At 71.4% G+C, this 19,285-nt stretch carries 16 protein-coding genes; 5 read left to right on the top strand and 11 right to left on the bottom strand.

Annotation, left to right across the window (positions count from 1 at the left end):
- Positions 1 to 6 precede the first annotated feature (6 nt).
- The 4 genes from recA to BLT23_RS32365 all read right to left on the bottom strand — a co-directional run bounded on the left by recA (position 7) and on the right by BLT23_RS32365 (position 4,586).
- Complete coding sequence (gene recA, locus BLT23_RS32380) at positions 7 to 1,053, bottom strand: recombinase RecA (RefSeq protein WP_090056456.1); 1,047 nt, start codon at positions 1,051 to 1,053, stop codon at positions 7 to 9.
- A gap of 150 nt (positions 1,054 to 1,203) precedes the next feature.
- Positions 1,204 to 1,398 carry a DUF3046 domain-containing protein gene (locus BLT23_RS32375; RefSeq protein WP_176947024.1) on the bottom strand — a complete coding sequence of 65 codons (195 nt, stop codon included), beginning with the start codon at positions 1,396 to 1,398 and terminating at the stop codon, positions 1,204 to 1,206.
- Positions 1,399 to 1,407: 9 nt separating this feature from the next.
- The gene (locus BLT23_RS32370) at positions 1,408 to 2,661 is read right to left on the bottom strand and encodes an MFS transporter (RefSeq protein WP_176947023.1); all 1,254 of its coding nucleotides are present in this window, start codon (positions 2,659 to 2,661) and stop codon (positions 1,408 to 1,410) included.
- Between the two features lie 53 nt (positions 2,662 to 2,714).
- Positions 2,715 to 4,586, bottom strand: coding sequence for an Hsp70 family protein (locus tag BLT23_RS32365; RefSeq protein ID WP_090056900.1), 1,872 nt, complete (start codon positions 4,584 to 4,586; stop codon positions 2,715 to 2,717).
- A gap of 108 nt (positions 4,587 to 4,694) precedes the next feature.
- On the opposite strand from BLT23_RS32365, the gene BLT23_RS32360 reads away from it, so the two are divergent.
- Positions 4,695 to 9,269 carry an ATP-dependent helicase gene (locus BLT23_RS32360; RefSeq protein ID WP_425434436.1) on the top strand — a complete coding sequence of 1,525 codons (4,575 nt, stop codon included), beginning with the start codon at positions 4,695 to 4,697 and terminating at the stop codon, positions 9,267 to 9,269.
- 369 nt (positions 9,270 to 9,638) lie between these two features.
- Here the strand turns inward: BLT23_RS32360 and BLT23_RS32355 are convergent, their stop codons facing one another.
- The 4 genes from BLT23_RS32355 to BLT23_RS32340 form a co-directional block, all read right to left on the bottom strand.
- Entirely contained in the window at positions 9,639 to 10,625 is a 987-nt protein-coding gene (locus BLT23_RS32355) for a 1-aminocyclopropane-1-carboxylate deaminase (protein WP_090056445.1), read from the bottom strand.
- The gene (locus BLT23_RS32350) at positions 10,622 to 11,257 is read right to left on the bottom strand and encodes a GntR family transcriptional regulator (RefSeq protein WP_090056441.1); all 636 of its coding nucleotides are present in this window, start codon (positions 11,255 to 11,257) and stop codon (positions 10,622 to 10,624) included. The genes BLT23_RS32355 and BLT23_RS32350 overlap by 4 nt, the downstream gene beginning before the upstream one ends.
- Before the next feature lie 90 nt (positions 11,258 to 11,347).
- The gene (locus tag BLT23_RS32345; RefSeq protein ID WP_245744420.1) at positions 11,348 to 11,911 is read right to left on the bottom strand and encodes a GNAT family N-acetyltransferase; all 564 of its coding nucleotides are present in this window, start codon (positions 11,909 to 11,911) and stop codon (positions 11,348 to 11,350) included.
- Positions 11,908 to 12,396, bottom strand: coding sequence for a YbaK/EbsC family protein (locus tag BLT23_RS32340; RefSeq protein WP_090056438.1), 489 nt, complete (start codon positions 12,394 to 12,396; stop codon positions 11,908 to 11,910). Before BLT23_RS32340 ends, BLT23_RS32345 begins: the two co-directional genes overlap by 4 nt.
- 203 nt (positions 12,397 to 12,599) lie before the next feature.
- Between BLT23_RS32340 and BLT23_RS32335 the strand changes: the two genes are divergently transcribed.
- Positions 12,600 to 13,004: an SAV_6107 family HEPN domain-containing protein gene (locus BLT23_RS32335; protein WP_143036115.1), complete on the top strand. Its 405-nt coding sequence runs from the start codon at positions 12,600 to 12,602 to the stop codon at positions 13,002 to 13,004.
- Entirely contained in the window at positions 13,001 to 13,747 is a 747-nt protein-coding gene (locus tag BLT23_RS32330) for a maleylpyruvate isomerase N-terminal domain-containing protein (protein WP_245744418.1), read from the top strand. Before BLT23_RS32335 ends, BLT23_RS32330 begins: the two co-directional genes overlap by 4 nt.
- Here BLT23_RS32330 and BLT23_RS32325 read toward each other — a convergent pair.
- Positions 13,724 to 15,289 carry an alkaline phosphatase D family protein gene (locus tag BLT23_RS32325; protein WP_090056431.1) on the bottom strand — a complete coding sequence of 522 codons (1,566 nt, stop codon included), beginning with the start codon at positions 15,287 to 15,289 and terminating at the stop codon, positions 13,724 to 13,726. The genes BLT23_RS32330 and BLT23_RS32325 overlap by 24 nt on opposite strands.
- Positions 15,290 to 15,312: 23 nt before the next feature.
- Here BLT23_RS32325 and BLT23_RS32320 point away from each other — a divergent pair, with 23 nt between their 5' ends.
- A complete protein-coding gene (locus tag BLT23_RS32320; RefSeq protein WP_090056427.1) occupies positions 15,313 to 15,807 on the top strand; it encodes a VOC family protein in 495 nt (164 codons plus the stop codon).
- A 103-nt stretch (positions 15,808 to 15,910) separates the two neighbouring features.
- Here the strand turns inward: BLT23_RS32320 and BLT23_RS32315 are convergent, their stop codons facing one another.
- Positions 15,911 to 17,563: a DUF885 domain-containing protein gene (locus BLT23_RS32315; RefSeq protein WP_090056422.1), complete on the bottom strand. Its 1,653-nt coding sequence runs from the start codon at positions 17,561 to 17,563 to the stop codon at positions 15,911 to 15,913.
- 106 nt (positions 17,564 to 17,669) lie between these two features.
- Between BLT23_RS32315 and BLT23_RS32310 the strand changes: the two genes are divergently transcribed.
- A complete protein-coding gene (locus tag BLT23_RS32310; protein WP_090056398.1) occupies positions 17,670 to 18,323 on the top strand; it encodes a DUF3153 domain-containing protein in 654 nt (217 codons plus the stop codon).
- Positions 18,324 to 18,339: 16 nt separating this feature from the next.
- On the opposite strand, the gene metF is transcribed toward BLT23_RS32310, so the two are convergent.
- On the bottom strand, positions 18,340 to 19,221 hold the full coding sequence (gene metF / locus BLT23_RS32305; RefSeq protein WP_090056394.1) for a methylenetetrahydrofolate reductase [NAD(P)H]: 882 nt from the start codon (positions 19,219 to 19,221) through the stop codon (positions 18,340 to 18,342).
- Between the last annotated feature and the right edge of the window lie 64 nt (positions 19,222 to 19,285).

The raw sequence follows: 19,285 nt of genomic DNA, 5'->3' as shown, positions 1-19,285 counted from the left end.
CTACCTCTAGAACTCGACGGGCGCGGCGGGAGCGGTCTCGTCGGCGTCGAGGGTGGCGCCGATGCCGAGCTTGTCCTTGATGCGCTTCTCGATCTCGTTGGCGATGTCCGGGTTGTCGCGCAGGAACTTCCGCGCGTTCTCCTTGCCCTGGCCCAGCTGGTCGCCTTCGTAGGTGTACCAGGCACCGGACTTGCGCAGGATGCCCTGGTCGACGCCCATGTCGATGAGCGAGCCCTCACGCGAGACGCCCTGACCGTAGAGGATGTCGAACTCGGCCTGCTTGAACGGCGGCGCGACCTTGTTCTTCACGACCTTGACCCTGGTGCGGTTGCCGACGGGCTCGCCGCCGTCCTTGAGGGTCTCGATGCGGCGCACGTCCAGACGCACGGAGGCGTAGAACTTCAGCGCCTTACCACCGGTCGTGGTCTCCGGGGAGCCGAACATCACGCCGATCTTCTCGCGCAGCTGGTTGATGAAGATCGCGGTCGTGCCGGACGCGTTGAGCGCACCGGTGATCTTGCGCAGCGCCTGGCTCATGAGGCGGGCCTGCAGACCGACGTGGTTGTCACCCATCTCGCCCTCGATCTCGGCGCGCGGCACGAGTGCAGCGACCGAGTCGATCACGAGGATGTCGAGCGCGCCGGAGCGGACCAGCATGTCCGCGATCTCGAGCGCCTGCTCACCGGTGTCGGGCTGGGAGACCAGCAGCGCGTCCGTGTCGACGCCCAGCTTCTTCGCGTACTCCGGGTCCAGGGCGTGCTCGGCGTCGATGAACGCCGCGATGCCGCCGTTCTTCTGCGCGTTCGCGACGGCGTGCAGCGCCACCGTCGTCTTACCGGAGGACTCCGGACCGTAGATCTCGACGACACGACCCCTGGGCAGACCACCGATGCCGAGCGCCACGTCCAGCGCGATCGCGCCGGTCGGGATGACCTCGATGGGGGCGCGGCCCTCCTCGCCGAGGCGCATCACGGAGCCCTTGCCGAACTGCTTGTCGATCTGCGCCAGGGCCAGCTCGAGCGCTTTGTCCCGGTCGGGTGCTGCGGGTGCCATCTTGGATCCACCTTTTGTCGTCTGCTGCCGTTGCTTCGTCATGTTGGACCTGACGCTACTGGCGGGGTCTGACAATTTTGCGAAGCCGGGGGTCGGAGCCACTGTAGCCGAACACGTGTTCGAGCACACATGACACTCCGGACCGCCCCTTCAGCGCCGATCCGGGGGGATTTCGAACGCGTCGCAGACCGCCGTCCAGACCTCCTTCGCCCCGATCCCCGCCTCCAGTGCCTGGTCGGCGGTGCGGCCGCCCAGCGACGACAACACGTGGTCGTGGGCGATCATCTCGGCCCTGACCTGGCCGAACTCCCCTGCCATGAGCTTGCGGAACATCGTGATGCGCACCGCAGGACCCTAACCGGCGGGCCTGCGCAGCCACGCGAGGAGGCACACCACCAGCAGCGGCAGCGCGGTGAAGCCCACGGCCAGCCCGAGCGTCGCGTACGACCACACCGTCACGACGATCCCGGACACCGCGCCGCCGATGGCGGCGCCCGTGTTCATCACCAGGTCGGACAGCCCTTGCGCCGCGGGCCGGTCCGCCACCGGCACGGACTCCGTCAGCAGCGCCGAGCCCGACACCAGCCCGGCGGACCAGCCGAGCCCGAGCAGTGCGAGCCCGATGGCGAGCTGCGGTGCGTCGTGCGACGGCGCCGTCCCCGCGACCGCGGAGGCCGCCACCACGAGCGAGGCACCGACCGCGAGCACCGGGACCCGGCCCAGCCGGTCGGCCATCCACCCGAACAGGGGACTCGCGCCGTACATCGCGGCCACGTGCAGGCTGATCACGACGCCGACCACGCGCAACGACGACCCGGTGTGGTTCATGTGCACCGGCGTCATCGACATCAGCCCGACCATCGCGGTGTGGCACAACATCACCCCGACGAGTGCAAGTCGCGCCATCGGGCCGAGAGTCGTCCAGATCCGCAGACCACCGGGACTGCTGGAACCACCCGAACAGTGCTGGGGTTCCACCGGCCGGGTGCTCTTCACGACGACCAGCGGGTCCGGTCGCAGTCCGAGCTGCACCACCAGCACCGCGACGCCGAGCACCGCGGCGGCCAGCAGGAACGGCCCCGCCCCCACGGGCAGGCCGAGGGAGGCGGCCACGCGGCTGGCGGGGTCGGCGAGGTTGGGCCCGACGACCGCGCCGACCATCGCCGCCCACACCACCCTGGACAGCTCACGCGCCCGGCGGTGCGGGTGCGCCAGGTCCGTCGCGGCGTACCGGGCCGCGTAGTTCGCGCTGGAGGCACCGCCGAACAGCACGAGCCCCGCCAGCAGCAGCGGCCACCAGCCGAAGACCACGGCGGCAGCGGCGACCAGGGCTCCGAGAGCGCCCGTGCCGTAGCCGAGGACGAGGGCGGGACGCCGTCCGCCGCGCTGCGCGAGACGAGCGCCCGGCAGGGCGAGCAGGGCGGCGCCGGCCACTGCCGAGGTCTGCGCGAGACCGCCGACGGCCTCGGAGCCGGACATCGACGCGGCGATCAGCGTGCTGAACGCGAGGCCGATCGTCACCGACGCCGACCCGAGGACCTGGGTGCCGGTCAGTACCCGCACGACCTTGCGCTGCACCCGTTCCACCCGCGGCGCGGCGGTCACCATGATCGCGATGGTGGCACGCCGGGGCGGCGTGCCGACAGGTCCATCAGTGGCGGTTACTCACCCGGTTGAACGGACTTCTCGAAGAAGTCGGCGATCTCGTCGGGCTTGAGCTCGTCGGCGTTCTCCTCGGCGTTCTTGGTGAGGATGCCGAGCATGGGGCGGTTCTTGGCGGTGAACACCAGCACGCCGGTGCCGCTCGACGTGGCCGCGCGGTAGTCGCCCTCCAGGCCGTTGCCGGTCCAGTCCGCCTCGACGGTGTCGGTCTGGAACGACATCGCGATCGAGTCGGCGTTGTTCATGGCGCCCGTGACGCTGTCGGTGAGAACGTACTGGACCGAGTAGCCGTCGCGGATCGTGCAGGTGACGACCGTGCCCTTGATCTCGACCATGCCGGTGATCTGCGCGGAGTCGGCCTTCTCGCAGCCGCCGCCGTCGGGCACGGTGCCCGCGAGCTGGCGCAGGCACCGCGTGAAGCCCTGGCCGTCCTGGGTGGTGTCGTCCTTGCACTCGTCCGCGCTGGGCAGGTCGGGTCCGGAGAACGCGAACACCGCGCCGAGGATCGCGGCCACGGCCACCACCGCGCCGCCGGCCCCGAGGAGGATCTTCTTGTTGTCCTTCTTCTTCGGGCCGGTCTGCTGCGGGAAGTTCATCGGGTAGCTGCCGCTGACGTTCGGGTTCACGGCGTACGGCGCGGTGACCGGGTAGCTGCCGCTGGCCGAGTAGGCGCCGCTCGTCGCCGGGTTCGGGTAGGACCCGCTCGTGCCCGGGAAGGAGCCGCTGACCACCGGGTTCGGGCCGCTGACGTTCGGGTTGACCGGGTGCGGGCCGGACACGGCGGGGCTGACGGGAGCGGTCACGACCGTGGGCGGCTCGACGAACTTGGGCTTGTCGTCCTCGGCCTTCAGCGTGATCTTGGTCTTGTCCACGACCTGGGCGCCGGAGGCGACGATGGTCTCCGGGTGGTCGGGGTTGGTCGGGACGATGCCGACCTTCTCCGCGATGACCTGCGCGACCAGCGGCATCCGGCACGAGCCGCCGACCAGGTAGACGTGCTCGGGCGTGACGCCCGCCCGGTGCACCGTGGAGATCAGCAGCTCGGTGCTGCGGATGAGGCTCGGCCGGATGAGCGCCTCGAGCTCGGCCCGCGTGATGACGACCTTCTCGAACGGCTCCGGCATCAGGACCTCGACCTGCGGCAGCTCGGAGAGGTCCTCCTTGGCGAGGCGCAGCTCCTCCCGCAGGCCGAGGCGGGCGCGGTGGTCCTCCACCGTCGTCGGGCGCAGCAGCCGCTGCCAGCCTGCCGGGTCCTTGTGCGAGACCGAGCGGCCGATGTGCTCGAGCAGGGCCTGGTCGACGTCGAGACCGCCGACGTCGGGGAGGCTGCCGTCGGCGAGGATGCGGTGCTCCGCGTCGAGCACGGACACGTCGAACGTGTCGGCGCCGAAGTCGTAGACGGCGAGCGGGCGGCCACCGCCGAGCGCGGCCACCGCGATGGCCTCCGGCACCGGCACGATCTCGCCCGTCATGCCCGCGAGCCGCGCCGAGGACAGCAGCTTGTTGCGCCTGCTCGGGCCCCACTCCGCGGGGTGCGTCAGGCGGATCTCGTCGAGCTGCGCGCCCATCAGCAGCGGGGTCACGGACTCCATCACGCGCGCGTAGATGGCCGCGAGCGCGTCGTTGACCGGCAGGTTCTGGTCGCCGAGCTTGATCGTGGCCTTGTCGATCAGCCGCTTCGGGTTGGCCTCGTAGCGCGACGGGTCCTGGCGCGACCGCCGCTCCGCCTCCCTGCCGACGCGCAGGGTGCCGTCCTCGTCGAGGTAGACGGACGAGGGCATCGCGGGCCCTCCGTCCACGTCCACCACACCGTGGCCGGACAGCACCGCGACCGTGTTCGCGGTGCCCAGGTCGACGGACAGGATGCGCACCGTTCTCCCCTCGAAGGCGTACCGGTTGATCGTGCCACAGGGCACTTCACCGGGTGCTCGGACCTGCGTAATCAGAAATTGTCAGACCCCGGCGTCATCATGTTCTCCATGGACGTGATGGAGGCATTCTCACCGGCGACCAGGCAGTGGTTCGCCGGGGCCTTCGCCGCGCCCACCCCGGCTCAGACGGGTGCGTGGGCTGCCGCGGCGGCGGGCGAGCACGCGCTGGTCATCGCCCCCACCGGCTCCGGCAAGACGCTGGCCGCCTTCCTGTGGGCGCTGGACCGGCTGGCGTCCTCCCCCGTGCCCGAGGAGCCGAAGCGCCGGTGCCGGGTGCTGTACGTGTCGCCGTTGAAGGCGCTGGCGGTCGACGTCGAGCGCAACCTGCGCGCGCCGCTCGCGGGCATCCGGCAGGCGTCGCAGCGGCTGGGGCTCGCGGAGCCGTCGATCGCGGTCGGCATGCGCACGGGCGACACGTCCCCCGAGGAGCGCAGGGCGTTCGGCCGCACCCCGCCGGACGTGCTGGTGACGACGCCGGAGTCGTTGTTCCTGCTGCTCACGTCGTCGGCGCGGGAGTCGCTGCGCGGCGTGGAGACGGTGATCGTCGACGAGGTGCACGCGGTGGCGGGCACCAAGCGCGGCGGGCACCTCGCGTTGTCGCTCGAACGGCTGGACGCGCTGCTGGAGCGCCCGGCGCAACGGATCGGGCTGTCGGCCACGGTGCGGCCCGTCGAGGAGATCGGCACGTACCTGGCGGGCGGGCGGCCGGTGTCGGTGGTGCAGCCGAAGACGCCGAAGACCATCGAGGTCGAGGTGGAGGTGCCGGTCGAGGACATGACGGTGCTCGGCCAGCCGACCGGTGAGGTGTCGGGGTCGGCGGCGGGCGCGGAGCAGCGCACGTCGATCTGGCCGTCGGTCGAGGCACGGGTGCTCGAACTGGTGCGGGCACACCGCTCGACGATCGTCTTCGCGAACTCGCGGCGCCTCGCCGAACGGCTGACGGCGCGGCTGAACGAGCTCGCCGAGGAGGCGAGCGAGGCGGAGGCGCTCCCAGCCGAGTCGTCCCCGGCGGAGTCGTTTCCGGCCGAGGCGATCGGCCAGTCCGGGATGACGGTGCAGAAGTCCGCGTCGGTGGCGCGTGCGCACCACGGGTCGATGTCGCGGGAGCAGCGCACCGCCGTGGAGGAGGACCTGAAGTCGGGGCGGCTGCCGTGCGTCGTGGCCACGTCCTCGCTGGAGCTGGGCATCGACATGGGCGCGGTCGACCTGGTGGTGCAGGTGGAGGCGCCGCCGTCGGTCGCGTCCGGGATGCAGCGCGTCGGCCGGGCGGGCCACCAGGTGGGCGCGGTGTCGAAGGGCGTGATGTTCCCGAAGTTCCGCGGCGACCTGGTGTCGTGCGCGGTGGTGGCGGAGCGGATGCGCGACGGCGCGATCGAGTCGGTCCGGTTCCCGCGCAACCCGCTCGACGTGCTGGCGCAGCACGTCGTCGCGATGGTGGCGATGGAGACGTGGACGGTCGAGGACCTGACGGCGCTGGTGCGGCGGGCGGCGCCGTTCGCCGGTCTGCCCGACTCGGCGCTGCACGCGGTGCTGGACATGCTGTCGGGCCGTTACCCGTCCGAGGAGTTCGGCGAGCTGCGGCCGCGGATCACGTGGGACCGGGTCAACTCCGAGCTGCGCGGCCGGCCGGGTTCGCAGCGGCTCGCGGTCACCTCCGGCGGCACGATCCCCGACCGAGGGCTGTTCGCGGTGATGACGCCGCCGTCGGAGAACGGGCCCGGCTCGCGCGTCGGCGAGCTCGACGAGGAGATGGTCTACGAGTCGCGCGTGGGCGACACGTTCCTGCTGGGCACCTCGTCGTGGCGGGTCGAGGACATCACCCACGACCGGGTGATCGTGGTGCCGGCTCCGGGTCAGCCCGCGCGGATGCCGTTCTGGAAGGGCGACGCGCCGGGCCGTCCGCTGGAGCTGGGCCGCGCGATGGGCAAGTTCCTGCGCGAGGTGTCCACGATGGAGGACGCGGCGGCGCGGGAACGGGCGACCGCCGCCGGGCTCGACGAGTGGGCCACGGACAACCTGCTCGCGTACCTGGCCGAGCAGCGGGAGGCCACGCGGCACGTCCCGAACGACCGGGTCGTCCTGGTGGAGCGGTTCCGCGACGAGCTGGGCGACTGGCGGCTCGTCGTGCACTCGCCGTTCGGCGCCCAGGTCAACGCGCCGTGGGCGCTCGCGATCGCCGCGCGGCTGCGGGAGAAGCGCGGCGTCGAGGCGCAGACGGCGCACTCCGACGACGGCATCGTGCTGCGGCTGCCCGACGCGCTCGACCACGAGGGCGTGGAGGTGACGGCGGGCGCGGAGGACGTGCTGCTCGACCCGGAGGAGGTCGAGCAGATCGTGGTGGCCGAGGTGGGCGGGTCGGCGTTGTTCGCGGCCCGGTTCCGCGAGTGCGCCGCCCGGTCCCTGCTGCTGCCCCGCCGCGACCCGAAACGGCGGACGCCGTTGTGGCAGCAGCGCCAACGGTCGGCGCAGCTGTTGTCGGTGGCGTCGAAGTACGAGCGGTTCCCGGTGGTCCTGGAGGCGATGCGCGAGTGCCTGCAGGACGTCTACGACGTGCCGGGGCTGCGCGAGCTGATGTCGGACGTCCGTGCTCGCCGGGTCCGCGTGGTCGAGGTGGAGACGCCGTCGCCCTCACCGTTCGCCCGCAGCCTGCTCTTCGGCTACGTGGGCATGTTCCTGTACGAGATGGACGCTCCCCTGGCCGAACGGCGGGCGGCGGCGCTGTCGCTCGACTCGACGCTGCTGGCGGAGCTGCTCGGCTCGGAGGCGATCCGCGAGCTGCTCGACCCCGAGATCGTCGCCGAGGTCGAGCGCAGCCTGCAACGCCTGACGGAGGACCGCCGCCCGCGGCACGCCGAGGACACCGCGGACCTGCTGCGGTTCCTGGGCGACCTCTCCGACGCGGAGGCGCTGGAGCGCGGCGTGCCCCGCGAGTGGCTGGACGAGCTGGTGGCGCAGCGCCGGGCGATCCGCGTCCGGATCGCCGGTGAGGAACGCACGATCTCGATCGAGGACGCGGGCCGGGTGCGCGACGCGCTCGGCGTCGCCCTCCCGGTGGGCGTGCCGGAGGCGTTCACCGAACCGGTGGCCGATCCGCTGGGCGACCTGCTGAGCCGCTACGCCCGCACGCACGGCCCGTTCCCCGCCGCCGAACCGGCCGCGCGCTTCGGCCTGGGCGTGGCCGTCGTGACGGGCGTGCTGGAACGCATGGCCGCCACGGGCAGGCTGGTCCGCGGTGAGCTCCGTCCGGGTGGCACGCACACCGAGTACTGCGACGCGGACGTGCTGCGCCGCCTGCGCCGGGCCTCGCTGGCCCGGCTGCGGTCCGAGGTCGAGCCGGTCGAACCCGCGGCGCTGGGCCGGTTCCTGCCGTCGTGGCACGGTCTCGGCAGGCGGCTGCGGTCGGCGCCGACGGTCGACGACGTGTTCTCGGTGGTGGAGCAGCTCGCCGGAGCGCCGCTCCCGGCCAGCGCGCTGGAGTCGCTGCTGATGCCTGCCCGGCTGCCCGGCTACTACCCGGCGCTGCTGGACGAGCTGACCGCGTCCGGCGAGGTGACGTGGACGGGGTGCGGCGCGCTGGCGGGCGGCGACGGCTGGATCGCCCTCGCCCCGACCGACGTGGCCGACCTGCTGCTGCCGGACCTGGTGCCGGAGGCGATCCCGGAGTCGCCGCTGCACACGGCGGTGCTGGAGGCGCTGTCCGGTGGCGCGTTGTTCTTCCGCCAGGTGGTCGACCGCGCCTCGCAGTCCGTGACGTGCACGGACGCCGAGGTCGTGGGCACGCTCTGGGACCTGGTGTGGGCGGGCCTGGTCACCAACGACACCCTGTCGCCGCTGCGGGCGCTGGTGTCGGGTGGCGGCGCTGCCCACAAACCACGCCGCAGCGCCCCCCGGGGCCGTTACGCGAGACTGCGCGCGGCCCGCCCCGACCTGCCGTCCCGCACCGGCCCGCCCACCGCCGCGGGCCGCTGGTCGCTGGCCGTGACCCCGGCGGCCGACCCGACCCGCAGGGCGCACGCCCGCGCCGAGGCGTTCCTGGAACGGCACGGCGTCCTGACCAGGGGCGCCCTCGACACCGAACGCGTGACGGGCGGGTTCAGCGGCGTCTACAAGGTGCTGCGGGCGATGGAGGAGTCCGGCCAGGTCATCCGCGGCTACGTCGTCGAGGGCCTGGGCGCCGCCCAGTTCGCGGCGCGGGGCGCGGTGGACCGGCTGCGAGCCCTGTCCCGCCCACCCGGCCAGCCCGCGCCGAGCGACCAGGCGGCGGTGGTGCTGGCCGCGGCCGACCCGGCCCAGCCGTACGGCGCGGCCCTGGCCTGGCCCGTCCCGCTCGGCGAGGGCAAACACCGCCCTGCCCGCAAAGCGGGCGCACTGGCCGTGCTGGTCGACGGCACCCCGGCGCTCTACGTCGAGCGGGGCGGCAAGTCACTGCTGTCGTTCACCGACGACGACCCGACCCTGCGCACAGCCGCCAACGCCCTGAGCCGCGCCGTCCGGGACGGCTGGCTGGGCCAGCTGGCGGTCCAGCGCGCCGACGGCGAGGTGGCCCTGACCTCGCACCTGGCCACGGTGCTGCAGGAGGCGGGCTTCCGCGCCACCCCGAAGGGCCTGCGCCTACGCGCCTGACCGGTGCGTAACCCGACGGCCGCAGCGCCGTACTCGGCCAGGTGCGCGAACACGGCAAGCCGCGGGCATCAGCGCCGCGCGAGTACTGCGCGCGCGGGAACTGCAGGACTCAGCCACCGCGCGAGTACTGCGGGCCCGGCCACCACGCGGAAACTGCGAAACCTAGCCACGACGCAAGAACCGCGAGACCTAGCCACCGCGCGGTACGGCGGAATCACCAAGGCTCGCAAAGCCCTCAGGGGTGGCAAGCCAGCCTCACCGCCGCCGGGCTTGCCCCCACCCGCCCTGCTCGCGACTGGGCTCTGCCGCTTCCCCCGACCACACCGCCGACGTCAGGTCCGCTCTCGAGAGTCAGCCGCCTCCGAGCGGCTACGCCGGGAACAGGGAGCTGTACGCGTTGAGCGCCGGTTGGCCGCCGAGGTGCGCGTAGAGGACGGTCGAGTCGCGGTCGATCTCCCCCGACGACACGAGGTGGACGAGGCCCGCCAGGGACTTTCCCTCGTACACCGGGTCGGTGATCATGCCTTCGAGGCTGGCGCCGAGGCGCATGGCCTCCACTGTGGACTCGTCGGCGATGCCGTAGGTGCCCGCGTGGAAGCGGTCGTCGAGCAGGACGTCCTCTTCGGACACCTCGACCTCGCGGAGCTTGGCCGTGTTCTGGGCGATGCGGATGACCTGGGCGCGGGTCTCGTCCGGCTTGGCGGAGGCGTCGATGCCCAGGACGCGGCGGCGTGGGTCGTTCGCGAAGCCCGCGACCATGCCCGCCTGGGTGCTGCCGGTGACGGAGCAGACGATGATCGTGTCGAAGAAGACGCCGAGCTGGTCCTCCTGCTCGCGGACCTCGTCGGCCCAGTTCGCGAAGCCGAGGCCGCCCAGCGGGTGGTCGGAGGCTCCTGCCGGGATCGGGTAGGGCTTGCCGCCGTTGGCGCGGACCTCCTCGATCGCCTGTTCCCAGGCGGGTTTGACGCCGATGCCGAACTCGGCGTCCACGAGGCGGATGTCGGCTCCCATCATGCGGCTGAGCAGGATGTTGCCCACCCGGTCGCTGCCGGTGTCGGACCAGTCGACCCAGCTTTCCTGCACCAGCACGGCCTTCAGGCCCGCTCTGGCCGCGGCGGCGGCGACCTGGCGGGTGTGGTTGGACTGGATCCCGCCGATCGACACGAGGGTGTCGCAGCCGGTGGCGAGGGCGTCGGCGACGAGGTACTCGAGTTTGCGGGTCTTGTTGCCGCCGTAGGCGAGTCCGGAGTTGCAGTCCTCGCGCTTCGCCCAGACCGCGGCGCCGCCGAGGTGGGTCGTGAGGCGGTCCAGGCGGTGGACCGGCGAGGGGCCGAAGAGCAGCGGGAACCTGTTCACAGTTCGTCCTCCAGGGTGTTCCAGTTCTCGTCGACGAGGACGCTCGCCCGCTGGTGGTCACCTTCGCGGCACGCCTCGATGATCTGCTGGTGCTGCGTCACGGAGTGGCGGGCGGCCGGTGAGGAAAAACGGCTGTGCTCGGCGCGGCGCACCAGCGGGGTGAAGCGGTCGATGGTGGCGGTGATGGCGAAGTTGGCGCAGCGGCGGACGGTCACGGCGTGGAACTCGTCGTCGGCGGCCAGTGCGGCGACGGCGTCGTTGGCGTCGAGCGCCTCCTTGAACGCCTTGTTCGCGGCGCGCATCGCGGCGAGATCGTCGTCGGTCAGCTCACCGCGGTAGACGACGAGTCCGGTGGCGAGGGAGTGCATCTGCCGCACGACGACGAGGGCGTCGCGCACCGGTTCGGCTTCCAGCGCCGTCACGCGCGTGTACGCGTGGGGCTTGGTCTCGACGAGGCCCTCGTCGGTGAGCGTGGCGAGCGCCTCGCGCACCGGGGTGCGGGACAGGCCCAGCTTCTCCGCCAGTTCGACGTCCTTGATGGCCGTTCCCGGCTCCAGGTCGCCGCGCACGATCGCCGATCGGATCTCGGCCGCCGCCCGCTCCTTCAGTGACCCATATCCAATATATTGCATATTGGTGAGGGTAGGACCGGGACGGGACGAGCGCAACAGACACGAAGAAGCCCCCGAGCCGTGACTCGGGGGCTTCTCGGGAGAACCAGGTCAGTCGACTGGCAGCCGGCGGCCGAGCACCGCGAACGGGCGCGGGTCGCCCGTGAACTGGTAGTGCCGCAGCACGTCGACGAAACCGACGCGACGGTAGAGCTTCCACGCCTTGCTCGGACCTTCCGGCGTCGAAAGCAGCACGCGGGACGACGGCACGTCCTCCAGCAGGCGGCGCAGCAGCTCCTCGCCGAGGCCGCGGCCCTGGGCGCGCGGCAGCACGTGCAGCTCGGTCAGCTCGAAGTAGTCGGCCAGCCACTCCTCGACGACACTCGGCGGAGAGACGGCCATGAGACCGCGCCGCACCTGCTCGTGCCACCACTGGCCGGCCGCGCCGCGGTAGCCGTAGCCGATGCCGACGAGCTCGTCCTTCTCTCCCAGCGCGACGACGCACCGCCAGTCCTCGCGCATCATGTGCGCGAGCCACATCGGGGCGCGCTGCTCGACGGTGGCGGGCGGGTAGTTCATCGCCGTCACGTACAGCGCGAGCGCCTCGCCCAGCCGGGCGTTCAGCTGGGCGGCGGTCAGCTCGACGATGCGTTCGAGCCGCGGCGAGGCCGTCACGACGACACCGCCGCGACACGTCCGCCGGTCAGCGCCACCAAGTCCGCGAACGTGGTCGGGTAGACGGCGTGCGGGTGGCCCGCTGCCGCCCAGATCTCCTCGTAACCGGACAAGGTCTCGTCCACCACCGTCTCGATCGGCTTCGGGTGCCCGACCGGCGACACGCCGCCGATCACCTGGCCCGTGTGCTCGCGCACGAACTCGGGGTCGGCGCGTTTGACCGCGTCCGCGCCCACCAGCCGGGCGACGAGGGAGGTGTCCGCGCGGTGCGCGCCCGACGTCAGCACCAGCAGCGGGGTGGCCACTCCGTCGCGCACCGCGGCGAAGAGGAGGCTGTTCGCGATCGCGCCCACCTGCACGCCCACCGCCTCCGCGGCGGCCGCCGCTGTCCGCACGGCGTCCGGCAGCACCACGATGCGCGCGGCGGTGTCCGGGGGCAGGGCGTCCGCGACCTTGCGGATTCCGGGGTGTTCGAGCGAGCTCACATCACCATCAGACCACGACTGGCCCCCACGTGGTGGGGCGGGTTGAGGAATCCGCCGGCCGGGCGCTACGCTGAAGCGGACTCGAACGTTTGTTCGAGTCGCACCATGCCTCGGAGGTGGGGTGGGGGAAGCACCCCACCTCCGAGAGCCGCCGGCTTCCCCTCGGCGGAGACGTCGTTCACCGACGCCACGAGGAGGCCGAGTTGACCGCAATCGACTTCCCCATCCCGTTACCACCCGCGTCCGCGCTCGCGTTGCTGCAGCAGGCACGTGACTCGCTCGCCGAGTCCGAACGCACGCCGGAGCCACCGGAGCGGTTCGCCACCGCCTACCTCGCCGCCCTGCGCGCCGCCGCCGCGGTGCTCGCGTTGCGCGGACGACCCCATCGCGGCCGGTCGAGGCCGACCAGCGCCTGGGTGCTGCTCGCGTCGATCGCCCCGGAGATGAGCGAGTGGGCGACGTTCTTCGCGTCGTGGTCGTCCACCCGTGCCGCTGTGCTCGCCGGAATCACCAGGCACGTCAACGCGCGCACGGCCGACGACCTGGTTCGTCAGACCGATCAGTTCGTGACGCTCGTCGACCGCGTGATGAACGAGGCCAAGCGGTGAACTTTCTCGACGTTTTGCGCCGTGAGGCGGAGCTGCTCGCCATGTCCGCGATCGGCCAGCCACCGCACAAAGGCGTGCCCGCCTGTCCTGGGCTCAACCTCGGCGAAACCGTGCGGCACGTCGGCAGCGGCTACCGCAGGGCACTGGAGTGGATCAGGCTCGGCCGCGAACCCGAGGCCGGCGAATGGCAGGACTACCCGAAGGAGGGAGAAAACGCGCTCGACTTCCTGCGGTCGGGCGCGGAAGCGGTGCTCACCGAACTCGGCGCGCACGACGAGGACGAACCGTGCGCGACGTGGTGGCCGGAGCAGCAGAACCACGGGTTCTGGCGGCGACGCCTCGCGCACGAGACGACGGTGCACCGCACGGACATCCAGGGTGCGGCGGGCATCGAGGTCGGCGCGGTCGACGACGACGTCGCCGTCGACGGTGTCGACGAGGTGCTCACGTTGTGGCTGGGGCACAAGCTCGACGTGCTCGGCGTGCGGGGGTCGCGGGACAGCTTCGTCGCCATCCAGGTCGAGGACCACGTGTGGCTCACGCGCTGCGGCCCGCACGGCGCATCGGCGTGGCGCGTCGTCGACCCCGAGGACGCCCACCGCGCCGACGCCCAGGTGTCGGCGGACCCGATGACGATGTACCGCTGGCTGTGGGGACGGCTGCCCGACCGCATGGTCGAGGTCGTCGGTGACCACGACGCGATCGCACAGCTGTGGGCGCTACTGCGACTCGCGACCAAGTAGGACGGACGCGGTCTCCTCGCCCGTTGCCGACAGCAGCCGGTAACGGGCGTTGTGGCCGTCGAAGTCCAGCAGCGCCACGGAGTTGCCGAAGTGCGGGCCACTGGTCTTGCGCCAGCTCATCAGGTCCTTCGGCACTCCCACGGCGTTCGCGAGCTTGCGGAACACCCAGCCGGCCGCGCGCGACCACGACAGCCGGAAGGCGGGGACGAGCACCCCCGGCGGTTCGTTGTGGACGGGCGAGCACACGAGCTGCGTGACCAGCGCCTTGGTGGGCCGGGGGAAGTCGGCCACGGCGACGTAGCTGTGGTGGACGTCGCCGGAGAGCACGCACACCGTGGCGGTGTCGGTGTTCGCGGCCTTCTCGATCATCCGGGACAGCCGGTCGAACGACTCGCGGAACGCGGGCCAGTGCTCCAGGTCGACGGCCTGCCTGATCTTCTCGGCGGCCTTGCCCTGCCAGCCGGGCTTGCGGGCGCCGACCTCGTTGATGGACTGCAGGTGGCTGAGCGCGTGCGGCATCAGCCACGGCAGCGACGAGCCGATCAGCAGGTGGTCGAAGTCGCCCTCGGCGTTGCGCTCGATCCACTCGAACTCGGCGTCGCTCACCATCTGCCGCTTGTCCTCCTCGAGGATGCGGCCGGAGCGCGTGTCGACCATGAGCAGCCGGATGCGGCCGAAGTCGCGGCGGTAGCTCCACCAGGTGGACTTGCGGCCGTCGGTCTCCTTGTCCGCCTCCTCGGCGAACTCGAGCAGCAGCGGCAGGACGTCCGTCTCCTGGGCGGTCACCTTGGCGTACAACGGGTCCCTGGCGAGCTCCTCCGGGCCGAGGTTGCCGAGGTGCTGGTAGACCCAGTAGGACGCGATGGCGCCGCGGATCCTGTCGCGCCACCACGGCTTCTCGGCCATCTGCCTGCGCCACACCGCGGAGGTGTTCCAGTCGTCGCGCACGTCGTGGTCGTCGAAGATCATCGACGTCGGCACGACGGACAGCAGCCAGCGGATCTCCGGGTCGCCCCAGGTCTCGTGGTAGAGGTGGGCGTACTCGGAGAAGTGGACGACCTCGTCGTCGGGCTCCTTCGTGCCCTGCCGGTGCTCGCGCAGCCACGCCTTCGTCGCGTCGGTCGGCTCGTCCGCGTAGACCTGGTCGCCGAGCAGGAGCAGGGCCTGCGGCCACTCCTCCTCCGGCGTCTTCATGAGCCGCTGCGCGTAGGCGTCGAGGGCGTCGTCGCCGACCGGCTGGCCGGGAGCGGCGCGGCACGAGCCGAAGGCGATCCGCCGGACCTCACCGGTGCGGATGACGGGCTGCGGAAAGTCGCTGCCGGGCGGCGGCCAGACCACCTCGCCGTCCAGCCGCACGTCGTACTCCGTGCGGGGGCCGAGTCCTTCGAGCCGGACCAGCGCGTAGTGCTGCTTGCCCACCTGGAACGTGCGCGCGCTGTGCTCGGTGATCTTCACCTCGCACGGGGCGTCCGTCTCGACCCACACGGTCGCGGACGTGTTGTCGACATATCTCAGGAAGGGTCCGAGCACCAGCTTCGCCACGCGGAGACAGTACCCTCGCACGGGTGGAAATCACGTTCGAGTCCGCTGATCCCTCCGCGCTGGCGGCGTTCTGGACCGAGTTCGCCGGGGACGAGATCGAGCTGACGTTCGTGTGGAGCGACGCCCCGAAGATCGAGAAAAACCGGGTGCACCTCGACCTCGCCTCCACCTCCGCCGAACACCAGGCGGACCTCGTCGGCCGTGCGCTCAAGCTCGGCGCCGAACACGCCGACGTCGGGCAGCGCGACGTGCCGTGGGTGGTGTTGCGAGACCCTCAGGGCAACGAGTTCTGCGTCCTCGAACCCCGCCCCGAGTACACCGGGGCGATCGCCGCGGTCGTCGTCGACTCGCGCGACCCGCTGGCGTCCGCGCAGGCGACCGGGCACCCGGTGGTCCGCAGCGGCGACGGGTTCGCGTCGGTGCGGCCCGAACCGGGACCGTGGCTCGAGTTCGTGCACACCGACGACGCCGACCCCATCACGAACCGCGTGCGCGTGCGGTGGGCCGACCCCGCCTGATATCCGATATATCAGTCGGCCGATATATCAGTCGCGCAGGACGTTCGCGCACGTCGGCGAACGTCCTGCAACGACAGCGACAACTACAGCGACGACGTCGTCGTCAGAGAGCGGCGAGGCGCTCCCGCAACGTGTCGAGTCCCATCGAGCCCATTTCCAGGGCCTCCCGGTGGAACTGCTTGAGGTCGAACGCCGCGCCCTTGCGGGCCTTCACGTCGTCGCGGGCCGCGAGCCACAGCCGCTCGCCGAGCTTGTACGCCGGCGCCTGGCCGGGCCAGCCGAGGTAGCGGTCGATCTCGTCGCGGGAGGCCGCCGGCTCCTGCAACGTCCTCGTCAGCAGGAACTCGAGGCCCAGCTCCGGCGTCCAGCGCTCGCCGGGGTGGAAGCCGGTGCCCGCGGGGATCTCCAGCTCCAGGTGCATGCCGATGTCGATGATCACGCGGGCCGCGCGGAACAGGTGCGCGTCCAGCATGCCGAGCAGGTCGCCGTCGTCGTCGAGGTAGCCGAGCTCGCGCATGAGGCGTTCCGAGTAGAGCGCCCAGCCCTCGCCGTGACCCGACACCCAGCACAGCAGGCGCTGGAAGTCGTTGAGCTTCTTCGACTGGTAGACCGCCGTCGCGCACTGGAGGTGGTGGCCCGGCACGCCCTCGTGGTAGACGGTCGAGGTCTCGCGCCAGGTCGGGAACACCGTCTTGCCCTCGGCGACCGACCACCACATGCGGCCGGGACGGGAGAAGTCCGCGGTCGGCTGCGTGTAGTAGGCGCCGACGCCACCGCCGGGCGGTGCGATCTTGCACTCGAGGTTCATCAGCTCGTCGGGCAGGTCGAAGTGCACGCCGCGCAGGTCGAGCAGGGCCTTGTCGGACAGCTCCTGCATCCACGCCTGCAGGCCGTCCTGGCCGTGCACCTGGTAGCGCGGCTGCTCGTCGAGGTACGCCGCGGTCTCCGCCAGCGACGCGCCCGGCTTGAGGCGGCCCGCGATCTCCTTCATCTCCGCCTCGATGCGGAGGAACTCCTCCCAGCCCCACGCGTACGCCTCGGCCAGGTCGAGGTTCGAGCCGGTGAAGTAGCGCGAGCCGAGCCGGTAGCGCTCCTCGCCGACGGCGTCCTTCTCCGGCGCGAGCGGGGCGAGCGACGTGCGCAGGTAGGAGGCGAAGTCCGCGTAGGCGGCCGAAGCCGCGGCGGCTCCGGTGTCCAAGGAGGACCGCAGTGCGCCGTCGACGTCGGCCGACGCGACGAAGGAGGTGAAGAACGTCGATGACCAGACGTCGCACTGTGCGGCGACCTTGGTCACCTGGCGCAATGCCGACACGTGGCCGCGGGAGGCGGCGTGCGAGAGAGAGGAGCGCAGACCGTCCAGAGCGGCGGGCACGGCGGCGAGACGACGACCGATCGTCTCCCACTGCTCCGGCGTCTCGGTCGGCATCTGGTCGAAGATGTCGCGCATGGACTGGATCGGGCTCGCGATGACGTTCAACGACGACTCGGTGGCCCCGGCCTCGTAGAGCTCGACCTCCAGGCCCACGCGTTCCAGGAAGACGGCACGTGCCGCTTCTTCCGACGCGTCCGCGGGCTGGGCGGCGGTGATGTCGGCGAGCGCCCGTACGGCGATGTCGTTGCGCGCCGCGTGTCCTTCCGGCGAGAAGTCCGTCAACTGGTCGTCGGAGCCCGAATACCCCAGGGTGGTGGCCGTGATCGGGTCCAGCGCCACGTAGTCGCTGACGAACTTGTTGCTGATGTCGTGCACGGATGCCATGCGCCGAGACGCTACCTCGCACCCCTCCACACCAAAAGGTAGTTAGTCAAGCTCACGACCAAAGGAGGGGACTGCGTGGTCCCGACCGTGCTGGCAGGATGGCGGCGTGCGTCGATCCCGGGCACTGCTGCTGCCGGTCTTCTTGCTGCTCACCCTGTTTTCGCTGAGCGGATGCGTTCGCGTCTACGCGGCCATGGCCGTGTCGGCCGACGACCGCGTCTCCGGCGAGATCGTCGCGGCCACACCTCCCACCCAGGACAACGATCCCGGGCCCCAGCTCAAGGTCCCGCCCGAGATGGAGGGGCGTGTCACCACCCAGCCGTACCAGGTGGAGCAGTACACGGGCACGCAGCTGTTCTTCACCGGCCTGACGTTCGACGAGGTGCGCACGCTGTCGATGACGACCAGCTCGTCGAACAGCCGCTACAGCCTGAACTTCCGCCGGTCGGGTGATCTTGTCACGCTGTCGGGTTCGGTCGACCTGACCCAGGTGCCCGTGGAACGCGCGGACATCCAGGTCAAGGTGAGCTTCCCCGGCAAGGTCGTGAACACCAACGGGCGCGAGGAGGACAACAACACGATCGCGTGGTCTCCGAAGCCCGGTCAGGCGTCGATGTTGCAGGCGACCGTGCAGTACGCGGGCGAGAACTCCAGCTCGTTCTTCGGCTGGGCGCTGCTCGTCGCCGGGCTGACCGGCGCCGCGGCGCTGATCGTCGTCGTCCTCGCCCTCGTCGCGCACAAACGCTCCGCGCTCGCCTAGGCACTCGTCCAGCGCTTCAGGCGCGCGTCACGAGTCCCAGGCGGCTCAACACTTCCCTCGTCGCCTTGGCCCTGTTCATCGTGTAGAAGTGCAGCGCGGGAACGCCTTCGTCGAGCAGCCGCTGGCACATCTCGGTCGCGATGTCGATGCCCTCGGCGCGGAAGCTCGCGACGTCGTCGGCGTACGGCTCCAGCCGGCGCGAGATCTCCACCGGCAGGTCGGCGCCGGACAGCTCGACGATCTTCGCCAGCCCGCGCGGCGACAGCATCGGCATGATCCCCGGAAGGATCGCCGCGGAGCACCCGGCCGCCGCCACCCTGTCGCGCAGCCGCAGGAACGGCTCCGGCGCGTGGAAGAGCTGGGCGACCGCGTAGTCCGCGCCCGCGTTGAGCTTGCGCAGCAGGAACTTCAGGTCGGTGTCGAGGTCGGGCGAGCGCGGGTGCCCGTACGGGAACGCCGCCACGCCCACGCAGAAGTCGCCCAGCTCGCGGACCAGCGCCACCAGCTCGTCGGCGTAGTTGAGGCCCTCGGGGTGCGCGACCCACTCGCCCATCGGGTCGCCGGGAGGGTCGCCGCGCAGCGCGAGGACGTTGCGCACGCCGATCGCCGCGTACCAGCCGATGACGTTGCGCAGTTCGGCCACCGAGTGGTCGACGGCGGTGAGGTGCGCGACCGGAAGCAGCGTCGTCTCCTGCGCGATGCGGCCGGTGGCGCGGATCGTGCGGTCGCGCCGGGACCCGCCGGCGCCGTAGGTGATCGACACGAACGCCGGGTCGAGGCCCTCCAGCTCGCGGACGGCCTTCCAGAGGACCTTCTCGTCCTCGGCGTCCCGCGGCGGCAGGAACTCTACCGAGAACTTGGGTGACTCCCCCTGGAGTCTCTCGACCACCGTCGTCATGCGGTCAACCCTAGTGGTACTTCCGCAGGGTGGGACACCTGCTCACCATGTGGTACGCGGCCCC

The organism is Lentzea fradiae (assembly GCF_900100955.1).
GTDB lineage: Bacteria > Actinomycetota > Actinomycetes > Mycobacteriales > Pseudonocardiaceae > Lentzea > Lentzea fradiae.
The sequence above is the reverse complement of the archived record's forward strand: the minus strand, read 5'-3'. Positions and strand labels throughout refer to the sequence as shown.